This is a genomic window from Nonomuraea sp. NPDC001684, assembly GCF_053596515.1.
Genome location: NZ_JBSFGJ010000290.1, coordinates 1 through 12007, shown reverse-complemented (window position 1 = coordinate 12007; position 12007 = coordinate 1). Strand labels below are relative to the sequence as shown.

Genomic DNA, 12007 nt, shown 5'->3' with positions numbered 1-12007 from the left:
CCCGGTGCGGTCGGCCCTGCCCCAGATCCCGAGCAGGTCGTCGGCGCATTGGAAGGCGACGCCCAGATGGCGGCCGAACCGATCCAGCTCCTCCGCCTGGCGTGCGGACGCGCCGCCGAGCAGGGCTCCGACGGCACAGGCCGCCCCCAGCAGCGCCCCGGTCTTGCCCTCGGCCATCGCCCGGTACTCCTCGACGGTGATCGAGTCGCGGCTCTCGAAGGCCACGTCCTGGCTCTGGCCGCGCATCAGGTCGGCCAGCGTGCGGATCATCACCTCGATCGCGGCCGGCTCGCCGGTCTCGGCCAGCACTTCGAGCGCCAGCGCCCACAGCGCGTCTCCGGCCAGCACGGCCCGGCCCACGCCGAAGCGCACCCACGCCGCCGGACGGTGCCGGCGCGTGCGATCGTCGTCGATCACGTCGTCGTGCAGCAGCGAGAAGTTGTGCACCAGCTCCACCGCCACCGCGCCGGCGACCGCCTGCCGCGCGTCGCCGCCCGCCGCACGGGCTCCGGCCAGCGCGAGCGACGGCCGCAGCGACTTGCCGCCCGCGGCGGCGGAGCCCCGCGACCAGCCGAAGTGGTACTCCGCCACCTGCCGTACGGGGTCGGGCAGGGTTTCGACCGCCTGGCGCAGGGCCGGCCGCACCAGCTCCTCGACGTCGCGGGCCAGGGTCAGGCCGGGCGACGTCAGGCTGAAGGCCGGGCCGGGCGCGGCGTCGTGCCTTCGCGGGGGGATCGGCGCGCGGCCGTCCGGTCGTTCCGACGACAGTGTCTTTCCAAACTCAGGCGACATCTCGGTCTCCTCAAGGGGGCCCGCCGGGACGCGGCCAAGCCTCATCCGCGCTCCTTGAGATCGGCTGGCGGGGACGCGCCGCTCACCGATCCCCCGGGCGCGGGAGGCCACTGGTCATCCGCAGGTGTTCACAACCGGGCCGCAGGGACGCCGGGGAGCCTGGCCGGGCGGCGAGCCCCTGCTCGCTCCATGAACCCCACCCGAGGAGACGAAGCCATGAGAACCTCCCCCGAACGGGTCCCGCCCGGCCGCCGGGCCGGCCTGCGCAGGTCAGGGGTGTGACCGGCATGGACCTCTACGACGTCCAGGACGTCCTGCGCTCCATCGACGCGCATCCCGTGCCGGTGCTCCTCGCGGGGGCGGTCGCCAACACCGGCGCGTACATCATGTACCTCGAAGGCATCCGGCTGGGGTTCAGGCAGCGCACGTACGCGATCCCGGTGTTCGCCAACATGTACTTCTTCGCCCACGACGTGGTGTTCGTCGGGCTCTTCGCGCACTGGTTCTCCGAGATCGACCATTGGCTGTTCAAGCTGTTCTGGGGCGCTCTGCTGGTGTTCGCCGTGCTGGAGTGCGTCGTCCACTACCAGACGATCAGGTTCGGGCGTCGCGAGCTGTCGCCGGGTCTCAGCCCACGGCAGTACGTCGCGGGCTACGTGGCCGTGCAGGCGGCGGTCGTCGTCCTGTTCTGGTTCCTCTACAGCAACCTCGGCGACCCGCTGTTCCTGGTGACCTTCTCCACCACGATCGTGGTCGCCGTCGCCTGGTACATCCCGCTGCTGCTCAGGCGCGGCGGCCGCGAGGGGCAGTCGCTCCTGCTCGCGAGCGGCCTGGTGCTGCTGAACGGCTACTTCCTGCTGTTCCTGCCCCAGCTGTCGGACGCCTTCAGAACCCCCGTCCACTACGTCACCGGCGCGACCGTGGCCGTGGTGACCCTGGTCTACCCGTGGCTGCTCACGCGGTACCCGGTCGCTGCCACAGGCCGACCATCTCGGCGTACAGGGGCGACCGGGTCATCAGCTCCTCGTGGGAGCCGGTGAGCACGGCGGTGCCGTCCATCAGCACGATCCGCCGCGCCCTTCGCGCGGAGCTGATCCGATGCGCGATCACGACGAGGGTGCCGGGCCTGGCGGCGAACGCCAGCTCGGCCCTCGCCTCGGCGGCCGGGTCCAGGTGGCACGTCGCCTCGTCGAGGACGACCAGGCGGGCCGGGGAGGCGTACGTCCGGGCCAGGGCGACTAGCTGCCGCTCACCGGCCGACAGCGTGGACGGCTCGTCGATCACGGCGTCCAGGCCGCCGAGGCGTTCGACGAGCGGCCCGGCCCCCACCTGGTCGGCCGCCTCGCGCAGGCTCTCGTCCTCGGCACGGGTGCGGCAGAGGTAGGCGAGGTTCTCCCGGACCGTCCCGGCGAACACGTACGCCTCCTGCGGCACGAGCGCCGTCATGGCCCGCGCCTCGTGCTCGGCGATCGACGGCAGAGGCACGCCGCCGAGCCGGATCCCGCCTCCGGTGGGCTGCCGGAGCCCGGTGAGCAGCATGGACAGCGTGGACTTGCCGATGCCGCTGGGGCCCACGACGGTCAGGTGCTCGCCTTCACGGATCGTAAGGTCGAGGTCGCGTACGACGGGGGTCGCCTGCGGCGCGTAGGCGAAGCTCAGCCGCTCCGCCCGTAACTCGTGACCGCTCGGGGAGAGATGCCCGCCGGGCGGGACCGGGACGGCCGGGACGTCGATGGTCTCGGCGATCCGGCGTGCCGCGACGGCGAGCGCCACGCCCCAGCCCCCCACCGTGCTGACCAGCGCGCGCAGGGCGGGATCCAGCCCGGTGGCCAGGTAGGTGACGGCTCCGACGACCTCCCCGGCGCTGAGCCGGCCGTCCTGGATCAGCGGCCGGGCGACGGCCAGCAGGCCGAGCAGCGGGAGGTGCGCGCCGACGGCGACGACGAGACGCCGGCCGAACACCGCCCGCGCGAGCGCCCTGGTGGCCGTCGCCTGGGCGGTGACCGCCGGTTCCAAGGTCGCGTACGCCTGGCTCCCGGCCCCGCAGGCGGCGACGTCGCGCAGGCCGGTGAGGATCGGGGTGGCCTGGGCGGTGAGCGCCTCGTCGGCGAGGATCAGCTCGCGCTGGCGGGCCATGAGCACCCGGAGCAGCCTCGCGAACACGGCCAGCGCCACGAGCACGGGCCCGGCGGCGATGGCCGCGACCAGCGGCGAGAGCGCCAGCAGCCCGCCCAGCGCGGCGACCAGGGCGATGCCCAGCGAGCGGCTGCTGCGCAGCAGCGCGGACACCAGGTTCCGCAGCATGTCCACCTGCTCGGTGAGCCGGGTGGCGGCGGCCGGGTCGGGGCGTTCGGCCGTACGGGCGGCGCGGGTGACGGCGGCGGTGACCACGGCGCGCACGAGGTCGTCGCGCAGCGGCTCCACGACGGCGGCCAGGTGCGGGAACATCAGCCGGGTGGCCACGGCCCTGCCCAGCATGGCGATGCCGAGAAGGGCGAGCCAGGTCAGGCCCCTGGCCGGGTCGCCGATCAGGAAGCCCTGGTCGATGGCGAGGGCGATGAGCAGCCCGGACAGCCAGGCCGGGCCGGCTTCGACCAGGGCCCAGGCCATCGCCATGGCGAGCGGCCGCCTGCGGCGGCGCAGCAGGGTGAGCAGGAGTTCGCGTCCGCTCGTGGTGGACGCGTCCTGCGCCGGGGCGGGCCGGCGGGGGCCCGCCTGCGGGGGGCGGGTCAAGGACGGGCCTGCCACTGGTTCTCCTTCCCGGCCGCCCCACCGCTGATCGCCCGGGCGCCGGCTGGTTCGGTGCGGTCCGATGGGGTGTCCGATGGTTCGGTGTCCGATGGTTCGGTGTCCGATGCGAAGAGGGCGCGGTAGGCGGGGTCGTGCCAGAGGGTCTGGTGGGTGCCCTGGGCGCGGATCCGGCCGCCGTCGAGCCAGACGACCCGGTCAGCCCGGCCCGCGGTGGTGGCGCGATGGGCGACGACGAGCCGGGTGGACCCGTGCATGCCCGTCACCAGCGTGCGGGTCACCTGCGCCTCGGTCACGGTGTCGAGACTGGAGGTGGCGTCGTCCAGGATGGTCAGGCGGGGGCGCCGTACGAGTGCGCGTGCCAGGCCCAGGCGTTGGAGCTCGCCGCCGGACAGCGGCGCGGCGTCGGCGGGCGTCCGGTAGCCGTCCGGGAGGCGGAGGACGACGTCGTCGATGTGCGCGGCCCGCGCGGCCCGCCGGACGGCCTCCCGGTCGATCCCCGGGACGCCGTAGCCGATCGCGGAGGCGAGGTCGCCGCCGAGGAGCACGGGACGCTCGAAGGCGTAGGCGACCGCCTCCCGCAACGCGTCCGCGTGGACGGCGGCGAGGTCGTGCCCGTCGAGCAGCACCGTTCCCCGGTCGGGGTCCATCAGCCGCCCGGCCAGCAGCGCCAGCGTGGTCTTGCCGGCCCCGGACCGCCCGACGACGGCGGTCAGCGCTCCGGCGGGGATCTCCAGGTCGACGCCGTCGAGGAGGACGGCGTCCGCGCGGGTGACGGTGACGCCGCGGAACGACACCGCCCCGGGACCGGCGGGCAACGGACGGGTTCCGGGGGCCGGGGACGACAACGCCAGCACCTCCGCCACCCGCCGCGCCGCGGACCGGGCGTTGGCCAGCCCCATCAGCCCGTCGACCTGGCCGAGGAGTCCCAGGCCGAGTGCGGTGTAACCGGCCACGGACAGCAGCTGTCCCGGCTCCAGCCGGCCGTCCAGGAGACCCAGCCCGGCCACCGCCAGGACCAGCACCTCCACCAGCGGCAGCAGCAGTGTGAGCTGCAACACGCTGCGCGCCTGGGCCCGCCACAGCCCGTGCCCGGCCTCCGACAGGTCCGCCATCGGCGCGAGCACCCGGGTGATCTCGCGGTCGGCGGTCCCCGACGCCCGGATCGTACGGATGCCGGCCAGCGCGTCGGTGAGCCGCGCGGCGAGCCGGCCCTGAGCCTCCTGGTAGCGGCCGTGCAGCCCGGAGACGCGGGCCACGAACAGTCGCATGATGATCGCCGCGACCGGCACGGCGGCCACGAAGGCGGCGCCCGTCCGCCAGTCGGTCACCAGCAGCGCGACGATCCCGCCGGCCGAGGTGAGCACCCCCGTCGCCATGGACAGCAGCGTCAGCGGGACGGAGGCCACGGTGGCGGTGTTGTTCACCAGGCGGTTGGCCAGTTCGCCGACGGGATGGGCCCGGGTCCCCGCGACTCCGAGCGTCAGGACGTGGGCGACGAGCCGCACGCGCAGGGCTGACGTGGCGGACGCGGCGCAGGCCGCCCCCGCCAGCGCCACCACGAGATCGGCGCACACCGTGGCCGCCAGGACGAACGCCGTCAGCCAGGCGGCCCGGCCGCCCTCACCGGCGAGAACACCGTCCACGGCGGCGGCGAGCACGGCGGGCGTGGCCAGCGCGGTGGCCGAGCACACGAGGGCGGCCGACGCCGTCACCGCCAGCGGCCCCCACGCCCCGCGCGCCGTGGACCTCAGAAGCCGGTCGGCGTGCCTGTACGTCGCCTGATGCTGCGGCACGCCCGGTACCTGATCCGACATCGTCTCCTTCTCGGACGTCTTTCGTGTCGTGGTCGGTTCGTTCGCGGCCCTCAGCGCTCACCTGGGAGGCCGCCGATGTGCGGTGAGGCCCGGGACAGGCGCCCCGGGCCTCACCTCATTCAGCTGTCCATCCGGTCATCACCCGGAACGCCGTGGGCGTCCGGACGGCTCAGTACCAGCCGCCGGTGGTGGTGACGGTCTGGGTGTTGATGCTGGACCCACCGCAGTTGACGCTCACGTCAAAGCAGGTCATGTCGCAGTACATGAGGCCGGCCTCGTCGGCGGTCGGCAGCATGTCCAGGGCGGAGACGTTCAGCTCCATGGCAATTCCCTTCTTCAAGGTGGTGAGTGGGCCGCCGCCTCGTGCGGCGCCCCTTTTTCACGACCGGTCGCGGACGTCGTCCGCACCGGCCGGGCTTGTGGACTAAGCGCCTGGTCCGGCGCGGAGGAAGTCGACGACGCGGTCCGGGACCGTTGTGTCGCGGACGTCGTGCTGCAGGTCGTGGCCCCCGCCGGGGACCTCCAGATAGGTCGGTGCGGCGCCCTCGGGCCACTGGGCCGCGCGCAGACGCGCGTACAGACGGCGGGAGTGCTCGACGGGGATGATCGGGTCGTCGTCGCCGTGCACGATGAGCAGCGGCAGCCGCATGCGGTCCGCGAGGCGCAGCAGGTCGCGGGGTCCGAGGTCGTCGTCGAGGTCGGTGCGTCCGCCGAGCCGGTCCAGCAGGGCGCGGACCGGGGGCGGGCCGTCCTCGTACAGCTCCCGTCCGGACAGGAAGGGCGCGACGACCGCGGCGCGGGACCACAGGTCCGGCTGGGCGGCGGAGGCCAGCAGCGCGAGGTAGGCGCCGTAGCTGGCTCCGTACAACATCGGCCGGGGTTCGCCGGGGCCGCGGGCGGCGGCCAGCGCGTGGCCCAGGGCGAGGACGTCGGCGAGGTCCGGGCCGCCCCAGGCGTCGCGGATGGCGTCACGGTGGGCGGCTCCGTAGCCGGTGCTGCCGCGCTGGTTGGGCGCGACGACGGCGACGCCCGCCCTGGACAGGCGCTGGAAGAGCGGTTCGTGGGCGAACCGCCAGGCGGCCTCGGGGCCGCCGTGCAGCGCGACCACCACCCGGCGGCCGGCCGCGGGATCGCCGTACACGATCGCCTCGATCGGCCCCGCCGCCCCCGGATAGGACAGCACCCGGGCCGGGGACGTCTCGCCGTCCGCGGCCGGCGGCCGCGACACGGAGCAGCCGGCGATGCCGACCAGGCCGGCGGGGCGGCCGGGCGCGCTGTGGACCAGGTGCAGGCCACCGGTGTTCCAGCGGGCGGCCGGATGGATCACCCCGGCGGGCAGGCCGGCCTCGGCGCCGGTGTCCTCGATCAGGTCGTGCAGGACGAGGTGGGAGCGGGTGCGGCGGTTCACCGCGAGGGCCAGCCGCCGTCCCGAGGGGTTCAGCGCCAGCGGCGTCACCTCGCCGTCGAAGGCGTTCAGCCGCTCGGGGTGGCGGGTGGGCCCGTCGTCGTCGCGGTGGCGGACGCCCAGGCGGTAGGTGCCCTCGCGGCGCACGGCCGTCAGCAGCACGCCCGCGCCGGGGGCCGCCAGCAGGACGTACTCGTCGCCCGCCGGCCCGGCCAGCGGGGTGAGGACGCCGTTCGAGGTGTCCAGGACCACGGTGGCCGGCTCGGTCCCGGCCCTGGTCAGGGCGAGCCGGTGGCCGGCCGCGTCGAGCCAGATCCCGCCCCTGACCGGGTACGGCGCCGTGGCGATGCGCTCCGGCCGTTCCGCCCGGCCGGACAGGCGCCACACCGAGGTGCGACCGTCGGCGCCGGTGGCCAGCGCCAGGGCGGCGATCCCCGGGGTCGCGCCCGCCACGACCCTGACCACGCCGCCGCGGAAGACCGCCAGCTCGTGTTCCTCGGCGTGCGCGTCGTCGTGCGACGGCGCGGTGACCAGCGTCAGGCGGTGCCCGTCCGCCCCGGCGCGGCACAGCAGCACGTCGCCGCCGTCCGTGGGCGTCGGCACGCTCGCCGAGGTCTCGCCGGCGCGGGTGGGGAGGGTCCGCGGGCGTGCGCCGGCGACGTCCCACACCTCGGGGACGAGGTGGCCGCGGCCGCGCCGGGCGAGGCAGGCGACGTACCGGCCGTTCCCGGAGAACCGGAAGTTGATGCGGGTGACGTCGGGCAGGTGGCCCTTCTCCGCTGTGGTGACGTGGCCGCTCATCGGGCGAGCCAGCCGGAGTCGTCGTCCGCCGTCCAGGGGCGGGGCCCGCCGTGCCGGAGCCTGTCCAGGAAGCTCAGGACGCCCGCCAGCCCGGTGTTCCAGCCGACGCCCGTCGCCGTCCCTCCCTCGTCCGGCGTGACCAGCGACCCGCCGCGCACGACGGCGCGGCTCCACAGGACCGCGGCCAGCTCCTCGGCCTGCGCCCGGTAGCGGGGCTCGTCCAGGAAGGCGGCCAGGTCGAGCAGGAAGTGCCCGTCACCGGCCAGGCCGTGGCAGGCCGAGGTGCCCGAGGCCAGGCGGCGGGCGTACACGGTGGCGGCGGCGCCCTCGGCGGCCTGCCGGAAGCGCGGGTCGCCGGTGGCCGCGTGCAGGCGGACGAGGAACGTCCCGATCCCCGACGATCCGCTGCACCAGTGAGGGATCCGGCCGCCGCCGCCGGGAGAGTCCGGCCACCAGGTCGTGCCGTCGCGATCTTCCGCCGCGGCCAGCAGCGTCTCCCCTGCCGCCACGGCGGTCTCCAGGCAGTCCGTGCGGTCCAGCGCGGTGCCGGCGGCCAGCAGGAACGTCGCGATCCCCGCGACCCCGTGGGCGAAGCCGTAGTGCACGAGGCCGGCCAGCGTGGAGTCGAAGTCGGCAGGGACGGGCCACAACACCGCACCGTCGGCGTGCCGGGCCGCCTTGATCAGGGCGTCGGCGCACTCACCGGCGCGGTCGCCGAAGCGGGCGTCACCCGTCTCCCGCCGGAAGTGCAGCAGGGCCAGCCCCGTGCCGGCCAGGCCGTGGCACACGTCCGGGTTCGGCCAGGTCACCGGCAGGGTGAGCGCCATCTCGACGCCCGCGGCGCGGACGGCCTCGTCGCCGAGCCGGCGTCCCGCCTCGAACAGGCCCCAGGCGATGCCGGCCCGGCCGAAGTACAGACCGGGGGACGGCCGGTGCTCCCCCTCCAGACGGCGGATCGTCCAGGCCGCGGCCTCCCGCAGGACCGTGCCGGCATCGTCGCGCGCCTGCGGGGTGAGCGCCCGGTCACCCGCGAGGACGGACGCCAGCAGGTGCAGCACCCCCGCCGAGCCGTACTGGACGGCACACGGATCGGCCGTCGCCCCGAACCCGGAGGCAGGCCACAGGGCGCCCGCGGGACCGGGGGCGGCGAGCGCCTCCAGTGACATCGCGCGCCGGAGGTGGGCGATGCCGTCGTGGAGGAGGCGATCCTGCCCGGCCCCGTCCAGGCGGCGGACGTCGGCCGCCACGGACGGCACGTCGCGTCCGGACAGCTCACCCAGGAACTCCTCCGCCCGGCGCAGGTCCCACCGCTCCTCCGGGTCCTCCGCCATCAGGCCGAGCAGCAGGGGCGCCATCGCGGTCGCCACGGGATCACCGGCGGTGGCGACGCCCACCAGCGTGGCCAGCCGCGCGTCGCGTGACCGCCCGCCGAGGGGGTCGTCGTCCAGCAGCATCGGCGTGGACGCGGTGCACAGGTGGTACAGCGTCGCGCCCAGCGCGTACAGGTCGGCGGCGGGGCCGGGCGCGGGCGCGTGCACGGCGGCGGCGCGCTGCTCGGGAGCCGCGTAGCCCGGCGTGTGGCTCCGCTGGACGACCGTGCCGGGCACGGCGGCCAGTTCCAGGTCGATCAGCCGGCATTCCCGCTCCGGAGTGATCATGACGTTGTTCGGCGTCAGATCGCGCAGCACGTACCCCTGGTCGTGCACGGTGGAGACCAGGGCCACCAGACTCCTGGACAGGCGCAGGACGATCTCCTGCCACGCCGCGTCCGAGCCGGCGCGGCGGTGCTCGCCGGTCCAGCTGCCCAGCGTGGCGCCGGGCAGGAGTTCCTGGGCCAGGAACAGGTTGCCGTCCTGCTCGAAGAGCGCCACCTTGCGCGCCGTGACGCCCGGCGGGCCGAACAGGTCGAGCATGTGCGCCTCGTGACGGAGCAGGTCACGCATGTCGCGCCCGTCGATCGACGCGCCGAGGTGGGGGCGGGCCTGCTTGATGACCACCTCGCCCCCCTCGTGCCGGTCCTCGGCCAGGAACACGCCGCCCTTGGCGCTGTGCCGGATCGCCTTGCGCACCACGAACCGGCCGGCGAGCAGCACCTGCTCCGGGCGGGCGGAACCCTGCACCGGCTGTTCCGGCTCGAACGGGCACGCCGCCCATGCCGGCGGGGAGTACCACGCCTCGCGCCGGTCGATCTCCTTGGTGCCGTCGGGCGCGGTCAGCCGGGAGACGTAGGCGCCGTCGTGACCGAGTTCGCTCGGGGCGGCGAACACCCCGTAGCGGTAGTGCACGAGACTGCCCGGCCGGTAGGCGCGATCGGACAGGATCGGCGGCCCGCTCAGGGCGTAGGTGGCCGCGTGCAGCTCCTCGGCGATCAGCACGGCGGTGCGGTCGTCCGGCGGGTACACGGTGACGAACTTGCCGACCGAGCCGCGCGGCGTCTCCCGGGACAGGAGTGCGGCCACCTCCTGAAGGCCGGAGGCGAACTTGAACGCGCACCGGTGGCGGCCCAGCACCTCGACGACCCGGGTCAGCACCAGGGGCGCCGACAGCGGGGTGGCCGACACGTGCAGCTTCCAGCCCTGCGCCCGCTGGACGGAGTCCACCGGGGTCACGTAGGTCCACGGGGTGCCGGGGTGGATCTCCCAGCCGGCGATCGCCGCCTGCCCGGTCGGCTGCTGCCCGGTCGCCCGCGCCAGTGCCGCCCTGGCGACGTCCTGGAGCAGGAGACGATCCCCCTCGGGGCGCTCACCGTTGTCCATGGGCTCACTTCCGTCCTCGCGTCTGTGCCGTTCCCGTTCCGCGCGGCGTCGCGCGGAACGGGGACGAAGGTACGGCGAGGAGTTGTGGCCGGCTTGTGGCCGAGCCCGGCGTACCGGACCGCCGGGATCGCCCGGAGCGGCCGGTCGCCACAAGTGATTCCAAGGTTCTGCCAGGACGGGGACGGCGAACCGTCACCGTCGTACGAAGGCGCCTCCTCCGGCGCCGCTGCCGTCAGTACACGTCGAACATCACCAGCCCCTCCACCACGGTCCTTCCGCAGCCGGTGAATCCGCAGCTCATCATGCAACCGGAGAGCTGGGCCTCCTCGTGGGCGGGAAGCATGTCCAATGCGAAGATGTCGAGTTCCATGCGGACGACTGTTCAGCACCGGCCTTGTGGCTCACATGTGGCCGGGGGTGAGAACTCGCGGACGGCTCACTTCTCGGCGATGAACCCGTGGTACCGGCCCATCCAGTACGGCAGCAGGTACGAGGTGCCGTCGTTCTCGCCGTGGCCGTCGCCGCCCTGGTCCAGCTTGTACGGGTCGTGGTTCCAGTGGCTGATCACCCGCTCGTCGATCGGGAGCACGGTGCCGCTGCGGAGCATGCCGAGCTTCTTCGGGTCGGCGTCGGGCCGGATGTGCCGGCCGAGGTTGACGATGTCGAGGCGCTGGCTGTTGCTCTGCTTCCAGTCGATCATGTTGATCGGGAAGCGCTTCAGCGTGTCGATCGACTGCTCCAGCCAGGGCCCGGTCATCTCCAGCGGGAAGGGGCCGTAGGCGTCGGTCCAGACCTGGTCCTTCAGCGTGACGCCGGCGATGAAGTTGAAGAACGGGTTGAGCTCGTACTGCTCCTGCTGCCAGTAGTCGTAGAGGGAGCGGGCCCAGGTGGCCTTCAGGTCGGCGTCCTGTTCGTAGCGGAGCAGGTGGTAGTAGTTCATGAACGCCATCTCGTCGTCGGACTGGTTGCCGCCGCCGACGCCCGGGGTGACCTTGGGCTGCTGGGTGTTCAGGTCGTAGCCGTGCTCGTCGATGAGCTTGGCCTTGGCCTGCGCGTACTTTTCTGGATTTTTCGCGACATGCTCGGCGATGGTGAGGAAAGTGATGATCGTCTGGCTGTTGAGGCCGCGTTCCTCCCTCCGCCACGGGTTGCCGTTGAGCTCCTTCGGGTTGAAGAAGCCCCAGCGGGTGGGCTTGCCGTCATGGTCGACCAGCGAGAAGTCGTGGTCGATCAGGTGGTCGGTGAGCCTGGTGATCACACCCGCCACCTCGTCCTTCTCCGCGCCGGTCGCGACCAGGTCGTGGTAGAGCGCGTAGAGGAAGTAGTGGCCGACCAGCTCGTCGGAGCTGGCGTCGGTCTTCCAGAACCACTTGCCGTCGGCGCTCCTGGGCCAGCGCGGGACCAGGATCTTCCAGTACGCGTCGCCCTTCTGCTTGTCGCGGTCGTGCTGCTCGTTGTCCTTGATGTTGGGGTCGGTGGCGGTGGTCTCCAGGATCGTGCGGGCGATGAAGCCCTTGGGCGCCGGGTTGGTGCCCGCCTGGGTGACGTCGCCGAGGAACTTCAGCGCCTCGAACGCCTTGCGCGCGTTGGCCTTGGCCGTGCCGTCCTTGGTGGCGGCGTACCTGAACGCCTCGGCCGCGCCGTACATGCCCGTCCAGAGGCCGTTGTTGTCGCTCGCGCCCTGGCCG

General features: G+C 73.9%; 9 protein-coding genes. 1 reads left to right on the top strand and 8 read right to left on the bottom strand.

Annotation, left to right across the window (positions count from 1 at the left end):
* The coding region (locus tag ACWCSD_RS35740; RefSeq protein WP_449921591.1) for a polyprenyl synthetase family protein at nt 1-792 on the bottom strand (792 nt) is incomplete at its 3' end.
* Between the two features lie 278 nt (nt 793-1070).
* Between ACWCSD_RS35740 and ACWCSD_RS35735 the strand changes: the two genes are divergently transcribed.
* Entirely contained in the window at nt 1071-1832 is a 762-nt protein-coding gene (locus ACWCSD_RS35735) for a hypothetical protein (RefSeq protein ID WP_449921589.1), read from the top strand.
* Here ACWCSD_RS35735 and ACWCSD_RS35730 read toward each other — a convergent pair.
* From ACWCSD_RS35730 to ACWCSD_RS35700, 7 genes are all read right to left on the bottom strand, one after another.
* Entirely contained in the window at nt 1747-3540 is a 1794-nt protein-coding gene (locus ACWCSD_RS35730; RefSeq protein WP_397162604.1) for an ATP-binding cassette domain-containing protein, read from the bottom strand. The genes ACWCSD_RS35735 and ACWCSD_RS35730 overlap by 86 nt on opposite strands.
* A complete protein-coding gene (locus ACWCSD_RS35725; protein WP_397162605.1) occupies nt 3522-5357 on the bottom strand; it encodes an ABC transporter ATP-binding protein in 1836 nt (611 codons plus the stop codon). Before ACWCSD_RS35725 ends, ACWCSD_RS35730 begins: the two co-directional genes overlap by 19 nt.
* Nucleotides 5358-5526: 169 nt before the next feature.
* Complete coding sequence (locus ACWCSD_RS35720) at nt 5527-5697, bottom strand: hypothetical protein (protein WP_449921585.1); 171 nt, start codon at nt 5695-5697, stop codon at nt 5527-5529.
* An 84-nt stretch (nt 5698-5781) separates the two neighbouring features.
* Complete coding sequence (locus ACWCSD_RS35715) at nt 5782-7563, bottom strand: alpha/beta hydrolase family protein (RefSeq protein WP_449921582.1); 1782 nt, start codon at nt 7561-7563, stop codon at nt 5782-5784.
* Nucleotides 7560-10319: a class IV lanthionine synthetase LanL gene (gene lanL, locus ACWCSD_RS35710; protein ID WP_449921579.1), complete on the bottom strand. Its 2760-nt coding sequence runs from the start codon at nt 10317-10319 to the stop codon at nt 7560-7562. The genes ACWCSD_RS35715 and lanL overlap by 4 nt, the downstream gene beginning before the upstream one ends.
* 232 nt (nt 10320-10551) lie before the next feature.
* The gene (locus ACWCSD_RS35705) at nt 10552-10689 is read right to left on the bottom strand and encodes a hypothetical protein (protein ID WP_397162608.1); all 138 of its coding nucleotides are present in this window, start codon (nt 10687-10689) and stop codon (nt 10552-10554) included.
* Between the two features lie 66 nt (nt 10690-10755).
* The coding region (locus ACWCSD_RS35700) for a hypothetical protein (RefSeq protein WP_449921575.1) at nt 10756-12007 on the bottom strand (1252 nt) is incomplete at its 5' end.

Bases quoted from the DNA above. Each gene is read 5' to 3' on its own strand.
- ACWCSD_RS35715 (WP_449921582.1), bottom strand. From the start codon at position 7,563: ATGAGCGGCCACGTCACCACAGCGGAGAAGGGCCACCTGCCCGACGTC.
- lanL (WP_449921579.1), bottom strand. From the start codon at position 10,319: ATGGACAACGGTGAGCGCCCCGAGGGGGATCGTCTCCTGCTCCAGGAC.
- ACWCSD_RS35725 (WP_397162605.1), bottom strand. From the start codon at position 5,357: ATGTCGGATCAGGTACCGGGCGTGCCGCAGCATCAGGCGACGTACAGG.
- ACWCSD_RS35705 (WP_397162608.1), bottom strand. From the start codon at position 10,689: ATGGAACTCGACATCTTCGCATTGGACATGCTTCCCGCCCACGAGGAG.